The 15,604-nt window shown below is 70.7% G+C and carries 11 protein-coding genes and 1 pseudogene; 9 read left to right on the top strand and 3 right to left on the bottom strand.

Annotation, left to right across the window (positions count from 1 at the left end; translation table 11 throughout):
* The first annotated feature begins 128 nt into the window (after positions 1–128).
* Positions 129–1,103: an alpha/beta fold hydrolase gene (locus tag AC07EJ_RS02050; RefSeq protein WP_478883543.1), complete on the top strand. Its 975-nt coding sequence runs from the start codon at positions 129–131 to the stop codon at positions 1,101–1,103.
* Positions 1,104–1,590: 487 nt separating this feature from the next.
* Here the strand turns inward: AC07EJ_RS02050 and AC07EJ_RS02045 are convergent, their stop codons facing one another.
* The gene (locus AC07EJ_RS02045; protein ID WP_478883542.1) at positions 1,591–3,117 is read right to left on the bottom strand and encodes an alpha/beta hydrolase; all 1,527 of its coding nucleotides are present in this window, start codon (positions 3,115–3,117) and stop codon (positions 1,591–1,593) included.
* A gap of 96 nt (positions 3,118–3,213) precedes the next feature.
* On the opposite strand from AC07EJ_RS02045, the gene AC07EJ_RS02040 reads away from it, so the two are divergent.
* Positions 3,214–4,143, top strand: a complete 930-nt coding sequence (locus AC07EJ_RS02040; protein WP_389488928.1) for a helix-turn-helix domain-containing protein — start codon at positions 3,214–3,216, stop codon at positions 4,141–4,143.
* 113 nt (positions 4,144–4,256) lie between these two features.
* Positions 4,257–5,156: an aminoglycoside phosphotransferase family protein gene (locus AC07EJ_RS02035; protein WP_478883541.1), complete on the top strand. Its 900-nt coding sequence runs from the start codon at positions 4,257–4,259 to the stop codon at positions 5,154–5,156.
* A 30-nt stretch (positions 5,157–5,186) separates the two neighbouring features.
* On the opposite strand, the gene AC07EJ_RS02030 is transcribed toward AC07EJ_RS02035, so the two are convergent.
* Complete coding sequence (locus AC07EJ_RS02030; RefSeq protein WP_389488924.1) at positions 5,187–5,732, bottom strand: HAD domain-containing protein; 546 nt, start codon at positions 5,730–5,732, stop codon at positions 5,187–5,189.
* A gap of 438 nt (positions 5,733–6,170) precedes the next feature.
* Between AC07EJ_RS02030 and AC07EJ_RS02025 the strand changes: the two genes are divergently transcribed.
* Complete coding sequence (locus tag AC07EJ_RS02025; RefSeq protein WP_478883540.1) at positions 6,171–6,557, top strand: luciferase domain-containing protein; 387 nt, start codon at positions 6,171–6,173, stop codon at positions 6,555–6,557.
* 17 nt (positions 6,558–6,574) lie between these two features.
* On the opposite strand, the gene AC07EJ_RS02020 is transcribed toward AC07EJ_RS02025, so the two are convergent.
* Positions 6,575–7,645 carry a LacI family DNA-binding transcriptional regulator gene (locus tag AC07EJ_RS02020; protein WP_478883539.1) on the bottom strand — a complete coding sequence of 357 codons (1,071 nt, stop codon included), beginning with the start codon at positions 7,643–7,645 and terminating at the stop codon, positions 6,575–6,577.
* A 256-nt stretch (positions 7,646–7,901) separates the two neighbouring features.
* Between AC07EJ_RS02020 and AC07EJ_RS02015 the strand changes: the two genes are divergently transcribed.
* The 5 genes and pseudogenes from AC07EJ_RS02015 (at position 7,902) to AC07EJ_RS01995 (ending at position 15,567) form a co-directional block, all read left to right on the top strand.
* Entirely contained in the window at positions 7,902–9,194 is a 1,293-nt protein-coding gene (locus tag AC07EJ_RS02015) for an ABC transporter substrate-binding protein (RefSeq protein ID WP_478883538.1), read from the top strand.
* Positions 9,195–9,212: 18 nt separating this feature from the next.
* Positions 9,213–10,183, top strand: a pseudogene (locus AC07EJ_RS02010) (carbohydrate ABC transporter permease).
* A complete protein-coding gene (locus AC07EJ_RS02005; RefSeq protein WP_389488912.1) occupies positions 10,180–11,100 on the top strand; it encodes a carbohydrate ABC transporter permease in 921 nt (306 codons plus the stop codon). Before AC07EJ_RS02010 ends, AC07EJ_RS02005 begins: the two are co-directional and overlap by 4 nt.
* A 62-nt stretch (positions 11,101–11,162) precedes the next feature.
* Positions 11,163–12,434, top strand: a complete 1,272-nt coding sequence (locus AC07EJ_RS02000) for a glycoside hydrolase 5 family protein (RefSeq protein ID WP_389488910.1) — start codon at positions 11,163–11,165, stop codon at positions 12,432–12,434.
* A 118-nt stretch (positions 12,435–12,552) separates the two neighbouring features.
* Positions 12,553–15,567 carry an alpha-mannosidase gene (locus tag AC07EJ_RS01995; protein WP_478883537.1) on the top strand — a complete coding sequence of 1,005 codons (3,015 nt, stop codon included), beginning with the start codon at positions 12,553–12,555 and terminating at the stop codon, positions 15,565–15,567.
* Positions 15,568–15,604 lie beyond the last annotated feature (37 nt).

The following is a 15,604-nucleotide window of genomic DNA, read 5'->3' as shown; positions in this document are numbered from 1 at the left end:
AACCCATTGACTCCGGCATTCATCCCCATGGCCCACTGTTGTCACCCAGTTGGAGTGCGCGGCTGCGCCTGCCGGTGCTGATGGGCGAACACTCAGATGTCGCAGCTCTCACGGAAGGCGAGAACAACATGGCAGCATTTCTGGTCCCCGGCTCATGGCGCCGAATACGTCGCACACACGTCATGGCGGCCGGGTGCGCCGCGGCCCTGTGTACGGCCCTGGCGGCCCCTGTCTCCGCGGACGGCGGCACGACCACGGCCAAACCCACCATCGTGCTGGTGCACGGGGCGTTCGCGGACGCCTCCAGCTGGAACGGGGTGGTCGAACGGCTCGAACGCCGTGGCTACACCGTCATCGCTCCCGCCAACCCGCTGCGCGGGCTGTACAGCGACTCCGCCTACATCGCCTCCGTGCTGGACAGCATCAAGGGCCCGATCGTGCTGGCGGGTCACTCGTACGGCGGCGCGTTGATCAGCACGGCCGCCGCGGGCAACCCCCGGGTGAAGTCCCTGGTGTACGTATCGGCGCTGATGCCCGACGTGGGCGAGAGCGGAATGACCCTGGGGGCCAAGTTCCCCAGCGAACTCGGCACCGCCACGAAGTCCGTTCCCTACCGGGCCGGCGGCGTCAGCGGGACAGACCTGTACCTCAAGTCCGACCGGCTCCATCCGGTCTTCGCCGCCGACCTGCCGGAAAGCACCACGAAGGTCATGGCGGTCACCCAACGACCTGCAGCGACGACTGCGTTCTCGGAGACGGCCAAGGTGGCCGCCTGGAAGAACATCCCGTCGTGGTTCCTCGTCGCGAAGCAGGACAAGACCATCAACCCCGACCAGGAACGCTTCGAGGCGAAACGCGCAGGTTCGCACACGGTGGAGATCGACTCCTCCCACGTGGCCATGATCTCCCACCCCGACGCGGTCACCGACCTCGTCCTCCAAGCCGCCACGGCAGCCGATTCGGACCGGCCTGCTCTGGCCGCCACCGGAACCACCCATGGCGTCCGGGCCGCGACCGCACTCACCGGCATCGCCGCCACCTCGTTGATCGCCGGCGCAGGAGCCGTCCTCCTGGGCCGTCGGCTGAGGCGCCCGGCGGCCTGACAGCACCCCAGGACGGCGTTCCCTCCTGCGCGCTGCCGGCGACCGTGGAGACGTACGACCGGCTTCGATCCACTCTTCCACCGCACACACAACCGGATCCATCAAGGAAGCGGTCCGCCTCCGGCGCTCACCATGCCACCCCATGAGCATGGGTCATCCACCACATCAGGACGGCGAGAGGATCGGCGTTGCCCGGGTCGGTCAGCCCAGCAGGCTTGGGTGAGGTTCGGGCGGTCCCCCCAGGACATGACGCATGGACCGGGGCGTGCTGCCGTCGATATCGGTGACGGAGAGCAAAGAGCCCAACTCCGCGCCGATCAGGGCCCTGCCGGAAAGGGCCGCGGTCTGCTGCGCGGCCGGTGACGGCCACCTGGCAGACCCTCCAGGTCAAGAGGCCTGGCCGCCCGCGGTCACGGCCTTGAGCTCGTCCATCGCTTCCCGCATCAGCCGGGACAGCATGCGTAGCCGAGGAGAGCGAGCCTGCTGATCAGTCGGTCCCTGCTCCCAGGTGTCCGAGCACCGAGCGCACCGCCCGTTCCACCGCGGCGCGTGACGCGTCCGTGGGGTCGACCGTCTCGAAGCCGTGGTGGCCGAGCGGTACGTCGATCACCTCGACGGCGGCTCCGCAGTCCGCGGCCGCGGACACGAACTCCTCGACCGTCACCGCGATTTCAGGGCGTTCGAGCCCCACCCGGGTCAGCACGATCGGCAGCCGCCCCGCACCACGCGCCGCCGCCGCCGGGTGGAACCGGCTGTCGGCGAGCCCCCAGCCCGGCAGCGGTGCGAGGATCGGATACGAGGCCGCCACGCACCGCAGCCAGGACGGCGGCGCCGCGAGCCAGTCGGCCGACAGAAGCCCCCCTGCGGAGACGAACCACAGTGCGACGCGGTCGCCGTCGACCCGTGGATCGGCCCGTACGAGGTCGATCGCCTCGGCGATGTCGTCGGCGGCCCGCCCGTACGCGGTCAGTTCGTGGAGCCGGTGGTCCACGGTCACCCCGACGGCGCCCAGGCCCGCCACGTACTGCGCGTAGCCGACGAAGGCGGGCCAGTCACGCGGTGTCGGGCGGGCGCCGGCCGGTACCGGCCCTCCGTGCACGAACACCACGGCGGGCCGGGGACCGTCGGCGTCGGGCAGGTGCAGGTCGACGCGGCCCGTCCGCTCCCGTGGCCGCTCTTCGACGTCCATGAGGAACGGCCGAAGGTGCGCGGGCCGCTCGCGTACGCCGGCAGCCACCCGGTGCCCCTCCCCGGCGGCGGCCCGCAGCAGCACGTTCACGAGCTCGCGGGGAGCAGAGAGCATCGGCCAGTGGCCGGTATCGAGTTCGAAGAAGGTGACACGCGGGTCGGCGAGCGCCTGGAACGCGGGATCGCCCATGCCCACCAGGGACTCGACCACGGCGATGCTCGACCCGTTGGCGGTGCACAGGACGCCGGTCGTCGGCAGCCCGGCGGCTGCGCCGGACAGCCGCAGCGGCTGGGTGAACGTGGCCAGGGACTGGGGAGCGGCGTGTTCGGTCAGCCGTGCCAGCGCCTCGGCCGGGAGGCCGGCGACGCTGCCCCAGCGCTGCCACTCCTCCACCGTCGGCGCGGGCAGCGTCCCGCCGCCTTCCGTGGACAGGCTCAGCACGCGCTCGCGGACCGTCTGGTCGGGCACCAACTTGAGTGCCGGGTCGCCGTCTTGGGGGATGCCGATCTCCACGTGGACGATCCTGGCGATCCTTTCGGGGCGCCGGTCCGCGGCACCGCGCACGGGGTGGATGCCGTAGCAGTGACCGACGAGGACCACGTCCCGCGCCTCGACCTGGTCGATCAGCCGGACCAGCTCGTCGATGTGCGTCTGCAGGTCCACGGGGCGGTCCCCGCCGATTCCGCCGTTCCCGCCGTCCCCTCCGCCCATGCCGGTGAGCGTCACGGCGTACGCCTGCGCCCCCGCGTCCGTCAGCGCCGCCGCCACGTCCCGCCATACCCAGCCGCCGGTGTGGGCCCCCGCCACCAGGATGAATGCCGTCATGTCCGTCTCCTCCCCTGCCATGGTCCGCGGACCGGCCGCACCGGCCGTCCGCGCTCGCCGGTACCGTAGGAACTCCCCCTGAGGGAGGTTCAAGTCGTGCCCGCCGAAAGCATGTGGTCCATCGGGGAGCTCGCCGAGCGCGCGGGCGTCACCGTCAAGACGGTCCGCTTCTACTCGGACCGCGGTCTGCTGCCCGAAGGGCCCCGCAGTACGGGCGGCCATCGCCGGTACGGGCCAGGGGCACTCGACCGGCTCCGCGTCATCCGCTCCCTGCGCGCCCTCGACCTGCCGGTGCCGGACGTGAGCCGCGTTCTGGGCGGGGAGGGCACGCTCGACGACACGCTTGAGGACGTCGTCGCGGGCCAGTTGCGGGACATCGGCTCTCAACTGGCCGCGCTGCGCTGGCGGGAGGCCGCCCTTCAGCTGCTCCAGGGCTGCACCCCCGCCGAGCGGGCCGAGCGGCTGCTTCTCGTCGGTGCGGTGTCGGCGCCGCCCAGTACGGCCGCACCGGTCCGTTTCTGGCGCCGGTGGCTGCCGCCCCGGATGCCCGCCCGGGTCGTCTCAGCCGTCCTCGACCAGGCCGTGCCGCAGCCTCCGGCGGACCCGACTCCGGCCCACGTGCTGGCCTTCGCCCGGCTGCACGCGTTCACCTCGGGCTCCTGCGACGGCGGCGACCGCGGCCAGCCGGCGGCGCACCGGACCGAAGAGGGGTTCCGCCCCGGGGTGCTCTACGAGGGACTCAGCGAGGCCTATTCACTGGCATCGCCCCAGCTGTGCGACCAACGGTCACCGCAGGAGGGCGAGGCGCTGGACTGCTTCGTCTCCGCCTACGCCGCCGCACGGGGCGTACGCGACACCCCGGCGTTCCGCCGTGTGCTCAGCGGTGTGCTGGCCGCGGATCCGCGTATCGACCACTACTGGCAGCTCGTCGCCGAACTGACCGGTCCTTCGCGACCGACGCCGGGCGCCGCCCACGACTGGCTCTGCGCCGCGCTCGACGCCCAGGTCGCACGCCAGGCCGCGTGAGGCGGGGAGGCAGCCGGCACCGCTTAATCACTGGGCCGACTGCGCCGGCTTCCGTATCTTGACGCAATCGGAATCCACGCTCTGTGGCCCTGCGAGAAAGGCCTGAGGCTGTCATGTGTGCTCGTAAGTTGCGGCCCGAAGAGGCGGACATCGACGCCTCGTTGGTGCGCCGGCTCGTCGATGCACAGTTCCCGGCGTGGGCCGGTCTTCCGCTCACGGAGGTCGTCTCCGCCGGTACGTCCAACGCCATGTACCGCCTCGGCGAGGACATGGCCGTACGTCTCCCCCGCCTCGCGGGGTCGGCGCAGGACGTGGAGAAGGAGCACCGGTGGCTGCCACTGCTGGCCGGAGCGCTCCCGGTGGCCGTCCCCACGCCGCTGGGCAAGGGAGCGCCCGGCGAGGGCTACCCGTGGCCCTGGTCCGTCTACCGCTGGCTCGACGGCGCCAATCCGGCCCCTGGCCGCACCCCCGAACCCACCTTGCTGGCACAGGACTTGGCGGAGTTCGTCTCCGTGCTCCAGCGTGTCGACCCCACGGGCGGACCCGCCTCCTACCGCAGCGAGCCGCTGGCGGAGCGCGATGAGGTGACGCGTGCGGCCATCCACGAGCTGCGGGCGGAGCTGGACGGGGACGCGGCGACCGCCGTCTGGGAGTCGGCCCTGCGCGCGCACGGGTGGGCCGGGCCCGCCGTGTGGATCCACGCGGATCTGCAGCCCGGGAACGTGCTCGTCACGGACGGACGGCTCAGCGCCGTCATCGACTTCGGATGCCTGGGCCTGGGCGACCCGGCGGTCGACCTCATCGCGGCCTGGTACCTGCTCCCCGCCGGTGCGCGCGAGGTGTTCCGGACCGGCTCGGGCGCGGACGACGACGCCTGGGCGCGGGGCCGTGGCTGGGCCCTGTCCGTCGCCCTTCCGGAACTCCAGCACTACCGGGAGAGCAATCCGGTGATGGCCGCCATCGCCCGCCATGTCATCGCGGAACTCCTTGCCGACGACCTGGCCGCGGCCTGACGATCCGTCCCGCACGCGCACCGCCCCGGGTCAGCCGGCGGCGGCGCGCAACCACGCGTCGAGGAGGACGAAGTCCACCTCGGTGAGGCCCAGTCGCGGGTCCACGCGATGCAGCAGGGCGCGTTCCGGGTGATGTTCGAAGACCCAGGCGCGGTCGATGTCGGTGATCTCGTCGTCGACCCAAGCGAAGGGCCGGCCGTGCGCCTGGCCGACCAGGGCGCGGGTCTTCCAGTGCAGGCCCCGGACTCCGTGCCCTGCGTCGCGCGCGTCCCGCACCGGCGGATCCGGCCAGTCCACGACCGGCAACGGCGGCAGCCCGAGAAGAGGGGCCACGCAGTCGTTCGCTTCGTCCATCCAGGTCGTCGCCCAGACGAGCTCGCACGGGAGCGCCGCGAGCCGGGGCCCGTACTCGGGGTTGATCCTGGCCAGCAGGGGGTTCAGGGCGGCGCCCAGGGGGTCGGGGCACCCGGGCCGGCGCATCGGATACGTCGGGTGGCACTCCGGCGGCCCGCCGAACGGAATCAGCGGCCCGTCGACGTCGAGGAAGAGCAGCGGAAGGTGCACGGATCCGGTCACTTCGGCACAGTAGCGACTCGGGGGCCGCACCCGCGCCCGCACCGCAGCCGTGACGGGCATGACGGGGGACGGCGGGGCCTGCGGACAGGGACGAACTGGCGGGCGGCATGGCGAATGCGGGCGCGGTCGTCCGGCGGGGTGATCCGGTCGAACGGCCGGCGCCGGGTCACGCCGTCCCCTTCCGCCCCTTGTGAGGGTTCCGACCCTTGCGAGGTTTTCGGCCCTGCGAGGGCTCCGGCCCTTGTGCGGGCTCCGAAACCGGTGATTAATCAAGCGGGTGGTGAATAGGGCTGGTTGGCGGGGTGAAGAGTGCGCAACCATGTGCACATGACCGCGGCCCATCGCGCCATGACCCAGCTGGAGTCCTGGCCGAACCTGGTAAGTGGCTCTCCCCGGTGTGCCGTTGGGCGCGCCTTCGGGACAGCGGGGTGCGACATCGTGCATTTCCATGCCAACGATGCCGCAGATCTGTACCTGACCCGCACTGCGGTCGATCGCCTCCTTCCGCAGTTGCGCGACAGCACCGCGATCCGGGTGCGCCCCGGGGCCTCGTGGATCACCGTGCTGCTCGACTGCGACGACGACGTGGCGCTCCTGCTGACCCTCATCAGCGTGGCGCTCAAGGAACATGACTCCGTCAGCGGGCCCGAGGAGGAGTACGGCGGTCCCCGCACCGCCCGCTCGGCTCCGCCCTGCGACTGGGAGCCACAGGCGATCCCTTCACCGCGTGCGGCCGGGCAGGCGGCAGCGCCCGGCGCCGCTCACCACGGGCGCGTCCACGACGCGTGGAAGGCCGTCGGACGGATGCTGCCGCACGGCCACTGACCGTGGTGCAACGCTTGTCAGTTACTGCCGCCCGCGCCGGCCTTCGCGCCCCGCGCCGCCCCCGTGCTGTCGCGTTCGATCAGGCGCGGCAGCGGAACCTGCACCGTCCGGGCCGGGCCGCCGTCCAGGAGGGCGGTCAGTTCCTGGGCCGCCGTCCGGCCGAACTGGACCGTGTCGCGGGAGAGTGCCGACAGCCAGGGCTTGACCATGCGGCACAGCGGAGAGTCCTCCCAGGCCACCACCGAGACGTCGCCGGGGACGGAGAAACCCAGCTCACCGGCGGCGGCCACCCCGGCGACGGCCATCACGTCGTTGTCGTAGACGAGCGCGGTGGGCGGTGTGGCGCCCTCCAGGACGCGGCGCGTGACCGCGGCGCCCTCGGCGTCCGAGTAGTCCGTGGTCACGGAGCGCACCTCGGTCAGGCCACGGCGCTCGGCCTCGGCGCGCAGGGTGCGGATGCGCCGCTCGGTGTGCGCGAGGCCCGGCAGCCCCGCGATGTGGACGATGTGGCGGTGCCCCAGCGCGTACAGCTCGTCGACGACCGACGCCATCGCGCCCGCGTCGTCCGCCCAAACGGTCGACAGGCCCGGGTGCTCCGTGTCGGGCACTCCGCCGATCACCACGGCGGGCAGTCCGAGTTCGTCGAGGAGGGCGGGGCGCGGGTCGGCGGTGCGGGGGTCGACGACGAGCACGCCGTCCACCCGGTTCTCGGCCCACCAGCGCCGGTAGACGGCGCACTCCGCCTCGACGTCCTCCACCACCTGGAACAGCAGGCCGAGGTGACGCTCCGCCAGGACCTCCTGTATGCCGGAGATGAGCTGGAGGAAGAACGAGTCCACGCCCAGCGTGTCCGCCGGGCGTGCCACGACCAGGCCGACCGTGGCCGCGCCCTCGCCGGACAGGGCACGGGCCGCCGTGCTGGGCCGCCAGCCGAGTTGCTCGGCCACCCGCCGCACGCGGTCGCGGGTGACCTCGGAGACCCCTGGCCGGTCGTTGAGCGCGAAGGACACGGCGCTCTCCGAGACACCCGCCCTGAGCGCGATGTCCTTCATGGTCGGTCGGCGCGCGGGAGACCGCTTGGCTGGCACAGCTGCCCCTTTCCCCGTGGAACCCGACTGGGTTGCCGCGACCAGCGTAGCGCACCCGGCCGCACACTAATGCGCTTGAGTTCAAGACCCTAAAGCGCATTAGTCATTCACTTCAAAAGGTCTACTCCACTGCTCTGACCTGGCCATATATCATCCGGCTCGCAGCAGTTCCTGAGAATGCATTGACTTTTTCCGTGATCGCAATGCAGGGTCTGCACGGCAACATTCGACGCCGCCGCAAAGGAGCCGTGTCACCGTGCCCATCTCTCGCAGAGCACTAGCCGCTGCCGCCGTCATCGCTGTCGTCCTGCCACTGAGCGCGTGCGGCTCCGGGGGCGACGACGGCGGCTCGACGGACGCCTCGGGCAAGATCGAAGGCAGCATCACGTTCCAGACGTGGAACCTCAGGGCCAACTTCAAGCCGTACTTCGACGGTCTGGTCAAGGACTTCGAGAAGAAGTACCCCGGCACCCATGTGAAGTGGATCGACCAGCCGGGCGAGGGCTACGCCGACAAGATCAGCGCGGACGCCGCCGGCGGCACGCTGCCCGACGTCGTCAACGTCTCCCCCGACCTCGTGGCCCCCCTCGCCAAGGCCGGCCTCGCCCTGGACCTCGACAAGGCGGCCCCCAAGTACAAGAAGGAGTACCTGCCGGGAGCGTGGGCGAGCCATCAGATACCGGGCATGGACGGCACGTACGCCTTCCCGTGGTACCTCAACACCGGGCCGCTGTTCTACAACAAGAGCCTGTTCAGGAAGGCCGGGCTCGACGCGTCCAAGCCCCCGAAGACGTACGACGCGCTGTTCGACGACGCGCTCCAACTCGCGAAGAAAAGCAAGGGCAAGGTGGCCACGCTCGCCAACGTGCCCACCATCGAGGACTTCGGCCGCTACGGCGCTCCGCTCATGAACAAGGAGGGCACCGGCTTCGCGTTCAACGACGCCAAGGGTGTCGAACTCCTCGCGAAGTACAAGGAGTTGTACGACGCGAAGGCGCTCGACCCGCAGGCGCTGACCGCGACGCCCGAGTCCACCGGCAAGAAGTTCCTGACCGGGGCCGTGGCGATGAACCCGGGCAGCGCGCTCGACCTGGAGAAGTTCAAGAAGGACGCGCCCAGCCTCTACAAGAACATCGGGATCACGGACCAGATCACCAGCACCGGCAAGGTGAACATGTACGTGATGGGCGTGATGGTGAACTCGCGCTCCAAGCAGAAGCCCGCGGCCGTGGCGTTCGCGCACTACGTCACCGACGCGCAGCACCAGATGGAGTTCGCCAAGAAGGTCGCCATCTTCCCGAGCACCGCGGGATCCCTGGACGACCCGTACTTCACGAAGCAGGACGGCTCGGACGAGACGCGGGTGCGGATCGCCGCGGCCGACTCCCTGAAGTCCGCGGTCAACTACACGCCGGTCCTGTTCAGCGAGCAGATGAAGACCGAGCTGCGGAACTCCGTCGCCAAGGCGCTGCAGGGCAAGGAGAGTCCCAAGACCGCTCTTGACAACGCTGTCAAGGCCTGCGACCGGCTGCTCCAGCAGCAGGGCTGAGCCCCGGAGCCGTACATCATGACGAGTCCCCTTCCGACCGTGAAGACCGCCGCCGAGACCGCCGCGAACGCCGATGTGACGTCACACGCGAAGGCCTCGGGCGAGCGGCCCGTCTCCCGCGTCAGACGCCATCTGCCCACCAGCCCCTGGCTGTTCGCCGCCCCCGGGCTGCTGGTCGTCGCCGTCTTCATCCTGTATCCGTTCGTCTCCACCGTGGTCAACGCCTTCACCGACCGGCGGACCCTGATCCCCGGCGAGTTCGTGGGCCTGGCCAATTTCCGGGAGCTGTTGCACGACGACATGTTCTGGACGGGGCTGCGCAACAGCGTCCTGTACATGGTCGGGGTCGTCCCGCCCTCGTACTCCTTCCGCTACTGCTCGCACTCCTCGTCCAGAAGAACATCCCGGGCATCACCTTCTTCCGGTCGGCCTTCTACACGCCGGTGGTCGCGTCCATCGTCGTGGTCGGCCTGATCTGGGTGTGGATGCTGGACGAGCGCGGTCTGGTGAACTCACTGCTCGAAGCCGTCGGGATCGGCAAGGTCGGCTTCCTCAGCGACCAGTGGCTGCTCCTGCTGAGCGCCATGGCCGTCACGGTCTGGAAGGGCCTCGGCTACTACATGATCATTTACCTGGCGGCGCTGGCCAACGTGCCGCGGGAACTGCATGAGGCCGCCTCGGTGGACGGTGCGGGCGCGGTGCGCCGCTTCTTCACCGTCACCGTGCCCGCGGTGCGCTCCACCATGGTCCTGGTCGCCGCGCTGTCCTCGGTCGCCGCCTTCAAGGTGTTCTCCGAGGTCTATCTGATGGCGGGGCCGAACGGTGGCCCCGCGGGCGAGGACACCACGCTCGTGATGCTCGTGCAGCGCACCGGCACGGGCCTGACCGGCCGCGTCGGATACGCCTCGGCGATCTCCGTCGTCGTGTTCGTCGTCACCGTCGCGCTGATGCTGCTCGTGCTCCGCGCCGACCGCAAGGAGGACGCGTGAGCGTCACCGAGGACGTCCGCGCCACAACTGCCCAGGCGCACAAGCCCGTTCGGCGCCGCCGCGCACCGCGCGTCACCGACGAGAACGGCCGGCGCATCCGCCTCTGGGAACTCGTACTGCGCTACGCGCTGCTGCTCGCCGTGCTCGCGATCACCGTCGGCCCCTTCCTCTGGCAGCTGTCCACCTCGCTCAAGGGAACGCACGAGGACATCTTCAGCTCCCCACCGAAGTTCCTGCCGGGCGATCCCACGCTCCACAACTACGAACGCGTCGCCGACACCATTCCCGTCTGGGACTACGCGCTCAACTCCCTGAAGGTCGCCACCGCCAACGTGGTCACCAACTGCGTCGGCTCCGCGCTCGCGGGTTACGCACTGGCCCGGCTGCGCTACCGCGGCCGGAAGATCGCCACCCTCGTGTTCATTCTCGCCATGCTGGTGCCCGTCGAGAGCATCGTCATCGCGCAGTTCACGACGATGCGCGAACTCGGCCTCAACAACACCCTCGTGGGGGTGGTCCTGCCGGGCTGCATCGCCGCCATGAACGTCCTGCTGATGCGCAACGCGTTCCTGAACCTGCCGTACGAGATCGAGGAAGCCGCCTTCGTCGACGGGGCGAACGCCTGGCAGAGGTTCCTGCGGATCGCGCTGCCGTCCGTGAAGGGCACCCTCGCGGTCGTGGCGATCTTCGCCTTCATGGGCGCCTGGGACGACTTCCTGTGGCCACTCATCGTGCTCAGCGACCCGGCGAAGTTCACTCTCACCATCGGCCTGAACTATCTGCACGGCACCTTCGCCAATGACGAGCGGATCGTCGCGGCCGGCACGATCATCGCCGTCGCGCCGCTGATCATCCTCTTCGCCTGCCTCCAGCGGTACTTCTTCCGCGGGGTCGGCGAGGGAGCCGTCAAGGGCTGACCCCGTACCGGGCGGACACCTCTCCACCGAGGCCCCCACGTACCAAAGAACCAGGACTCCGCATGACTTCTGCCGTGCGCTTCGGCGTCAACTACACGCCCAGCCAGGGGTGGTTCCACCACTGGCTCGACTTCGACCTCGACGCCGTGCGCGCCGATCTCGACTCGATCGCCGCGCTGGGACTCGACCACATCCGGGTGTTCCCGCTGTGGCCGTACTTCCAGCCCAACCGCACCCTCATCCGCCCCCGCGCCGTCGAGCAGCTCGTCCAGCTCGCCGACGCGGCGGCCGAGCGGGAGCTCGATGTCAACGTGGACGGCCTGCAAGGGCATCTGTCGAGCTTCGACTTCCTGCCCGCATGGACGCAGACCTGGCACCGGCGGAACCTCTTCACCGACCCCGACGTGGTCGAGGGCCAGGAGGCGTACCTGCGCACCCTCGCGGGGGCGCTCGCCGACCGGCCCAACTTCATCGGCATGACGATCGGCAACGAGGTCAACCAGTTCGCGGCCGGACCGCACCCCGACCCGGACCGCATCACGCCGGAGCAGGCGGGGAGTTGGCTCGGGCGAGTGCTCGCCGCGTGCGAGGAGGGCGCGCCGGGGCGGACCCATCTGCACGCCTCGTACGACGCCGCCTGGTACCAGGACGACCAGCCGTTCACGCCCGCGCACTCCGCTCGGATCGGCGCGCTGACCGCGGTGCATTCGTGGGTGTTCAACGGCACGGCGCAGCGCCACGGCCGCACCGGGACGGCGACCGAGCACCATGCCGCGTACCTCGTCGAGCTGTCCAAGGCCTGGGCCGGCGATCCGCACCGGCCCGTCTGGCTGCAGGAGGTCGGCGCGCCCGCGCCGCTCGTCCCGGCCGAGCACGCCGCGCACTTCACCGAGGCCACCGTCGAGAACGCCCTCGACTGCCCCGACCTGTGGGGCGTGACCTGGTGGTGCTCGCACGACGTCAGCCGTGATCTCGCCGATTTTCCCGAACTCGAGTACAGCCTGGGCCTGTTGACGAGCGAGCGGCAGCCGAAACCCGCGGCGAGGGCCCTCGCCCGCATCGTCGCGGACCGGCGGGCGCAGCCGCGTACCCCTGCGCCCCGCACCACCGCGCTCGTCGTAGACGCGGGTGACGACGAGGCGGCCCCACACCGCTCGGTGTGCGCGCCCGGCGGCGCCGTCTTCGAGGCGTTCGCCCGGCTCACTGCCGACGGGGCCCGGCCCACGACTGTCCTGGCGAGCCGAGCGCACGACAAGGAACATCTGGCCGCGCGCGGCATCACCGAAGTGGTCACACCGGACCACGTCACACGGACCGTCGGCACGGCTCCGTAACCGGTCGAACCCGATGCGGACCGCACGATTCGAGGTGCGCCGCGTCGGGGAGTTGTACAGCGTCCCACCCGCCCCGCCTGGTAATCACCCGCACCTCGGACCTTACGGAGTACCCCTCATGCATGACGACCGCACCCTGGTCGAAGCCCGTCTCAAGCGCGTCCTCGACGAGCGCATCCGACCCGCCGTGTACCCGGAGTCCGTGCCGCTGGACGTCGCGGTGTGGAACGCGCCGGGTGAGCCGGTTCCGGTCGATGAAGGGCTCGCGGCGGCGCCCGAGCCGATCGCGGTGGGCGCGCGCTGGGGCGCTCCGTGGGCCACCTGCTGGTTCCGCGTCACCGGGACGGTGCCCGAGGCCTGGGCGGGCCGGACCGTCGAGGCGATCCTCGACCTCGGCTTCGACGAGAACATGCCCGGCTTCCAGTGCGAGGGCCTGGTCTACCGCCCGGACGGCACCCCCGTGAAGGGGCTCAATCCGCGCAACCAGTGGGTGCGCGTCGGCGCCCCGGTGGAGGGCGGCGAGGAGGTCCGCCTGCACATCGAGGCGGCGTCCAACCCGGTCATCCTCGACTATCACCCCTTCCTGCCCACGCAGTTGGGCGACAAGGAGACCGCGGGCAGCGAGCCGCAGTACACGCTGGCGCGGATGGATCTCGCGGTCCTCGACGAGACCGTGTGGCAGCTCGTCATGGATCTCGAAGTGCTCGGCGAGCTGATGGCCGAGCTGCCGGTGGAGTCCGCGCGGCGCTACGACATCCTGCGCGCCGTGGAGCGCGCGCTCGACACGCTCGACCTCCAGGACGTGAACGGCACGGCGGCCGCCGCCCGAGAGCGGCTGACGGCTGTCCTCTCCGCGCCCGCGGTCCCGTCGGCGCACCGCATCAGCGCCGTCGGTCACGCGCACATCGACTCGGCGTGGCTGTGGCCGCTGCGCGAGACGGTGCGCAAGGTGGCGCGGACGACGTCCAACATGACGGCGCTCCTGGAGGACGAGCCCGACTTCGTGTTCGCCATGTCGCAGGCCCAGCAGTGGGCTTGGGTCAAGGAGCACCGGCCCGAGGTGTGGGCGCGGGTGAAGAAGGCGGTCGCCGACGGCCGGTTCGTGCCGGCGGGCGGCATGTGGGTGGAGTCGGACACCAACATGCCGGGCTCGGAGGCGATGGCCCGTCAGTTCGTGCACGGCAAGCGGTTCTTCCTCGACGAGTTCGGGATCGAGAACGACGAGGCGTGGCTGCCCGACACCTTCGGATTCGCCGCGGGGCTGCCGCAGATCATCAAGGCCGCGGGCTCCAAGTGGCTGCTCACACAGAAGATTTCGTGGTCGCAGACCAACAAGTTCCCTCACCACACGTTCCAGTGGGAGGGCATCGACGGCACCCGGATCTTCACGCACTTCCCGCCCGTGGACACGTACAACTGCTCCATGAAGGGCAGCGAAATCGCCCACGCGGCGAAGAACTTCAAGGACAAGGGGGTCGCCCGGCACTCGCTCGCGCCGACCGGCTGGGGTGACGGGGGCGGCGGCACGACGCGCGAGATGGTCGCGAAGGCGGCCCGGCTCCGTGATCTCGAAGGGTCCGCGACGGTGGTGTGGGAGACACCGGAGGAGTTCTTCAAGAAGGCCGAGGCGGAGTACCCGGACCCGCCCGTGTGGGTCGGCGAGCTCTACCTCGAACTGCACCGCGCCACACTGACCTCCCAGGCGAAGACGAAGCAGGGCAACCGGCGCAGCGAGCACCTGCTGCGCGAGGCCGAGCTGTGGGCGGCGACCGCGGCGGTGCGGGCCGGATTCCCTTACCCGTACGAGGGGTTGGACCGGATCTGGAAGACGGTGCTGCTGCACCAGTTCCACGACATCCTGCCCGGCTCGTCGATCGCCTGGGTGCACCGCGAGGCGCGCAGGACGTACGAGCGGGTCGCGGAGGAGCTGAACGGCATCATCGGGGCGGCTCAGCGGTCTCTGGCCGGTGAGGGCTCGGGAACGCTCGTCTTCAACTCGGCGCCGCACACCCGCGACGGCGTGCCCGCGGGCGGCGCCCGTAACCCCGTCATCGAGGGCGAGGCCGCGATCGCTTCGCGCGCGGCGGGCGGATTCGTCCTGGACAACGGGCTGTTGCGGGTCGAGATCGACGACCGGGGCCTGGTCGTGTCCGCGTACGACCTCGTCGCGGGTCGCGAGACCGTGGCGCCGGGGCGCGCCGCGAACCTGCTCCAGATCCACCCGGACTTCCCGAACATGTGGGACGCGTGGGACGTCGACGAGTTCTACCGCAACACCGTCACGGATCTTGTGGACGCCGACGAGGTGGCCCCCGGCGAGGGCACGTCGGTGCGCGTCGTGCGCAGCTTCGGAGACTCACGCGTCACGCAGGTCCTCTCGCTGACGGCGGGCGAGCGGCGGCTCGGCATCGACACGGAGGTCGACTGGCACGAGACGGAGAAGTTCCTGAAGCTGGCGTTCCCGCTGGACGTCCACGCCGAGCGGTACGCGTCCGAGACGCAGTTCGGGCACTTCTACCGGCCCACGCACACCAACACCAGCTGGGAAGCCGCCAAGTTCGAGGCGTGTAACCACCGGTTCGTGCACGTCGAGGAGCCCGGCTGGGGAGTCTCGCTCGTGAACGACTCGACGTACGGCCATGACGTGACGCGGACCGTGCGGGACAGCGACTCGGGCACGACGACCACCGTCCGTGTCTCGCTGCTGCGCGCGCCGCGCTTCCCCGACCCCGAGACCGACCAGGGTGTGCACCGCTTCCGGCACGCGCTGGTGCCGGGCGCGGAGATCGGGGACGCGGTCCGCGAGGGCTACCGGATCAACCTGCCCGAGCGCCACGTGACCGGCTCCGGCGAGGTCGCTCCGCTGGTGGACGTCGACAGTGACGCGGTCGTGGTGACCGCGGTCAAGCTGGCCGACGACGGCAGTGGCGACGTCGTGGTCCGCTTCCACGAGTCCCGCGGCGGCCGGGTGCGCGCCGCGCTCACGGCGGGCTTCGAGGTCGCGGCCGCGACGGCGACGGACCTCCTGGAGCGTCCGCTCGCCGACGCGGCGGACCCGGTGCGCGAAGGCGACCGGATCACGCTGTCGCTGCGCCCCTTCGAGCTGGTGACGCTGCGGCTGAAGCGGGCCTGAGCCGGCGTTGTCGTCCGGTGGGCCGGTCACGGGACCG

It is taken from the genome of Streptomyces sp. NPDC045026, from assembly GCF_056432625.1.
Note: the sequence above shows the minus strand (reverse complement) of the source record. Positions and strands in the feature narration are given on the sequence as shown.

Excerpts from the sequence above, each read along its gene's own strand:
- AC07EJ_RS02045 (WP_478883542.1), bottom strand. The coding sequence starts at position 3,117 with ATGACGGCATTCATCCTGGTGGCGGGGGCCCACACCGGCGGCTGGGTA.
- AC07EJ_RS01995 (WP_478883537.1), top strand. The coding sequence starts at position 12,553 with ATGCATGACGACCGCACCCTGGTCGAAGCCCGTCTCAAGCGCGTCCTC.
- AC07EJ_RS02035 (WP_478883541.1), top strand. The coding sequence starts at position 4,257 with ATGTGTGCTCGTAAGTTGCGGCCCGAAGAGGCGGACATCGACGCCTCG.
- AC07EJ_RS02050 (WP_478883543.1), top strand. The coding sequence starts at position 129 with ATGGCAGCATTTCTGGTCCCCGGCTCATGGCGCCGAATACGTCGCACA.
- AC07EJ_RS02000 (WP_389488910.1), top strand. The coding sequence starts at position 11,163 with ATGACTTCTGCCGTGCGCTTCGGCGTCAACTACACGCCCAGCCAGGGG.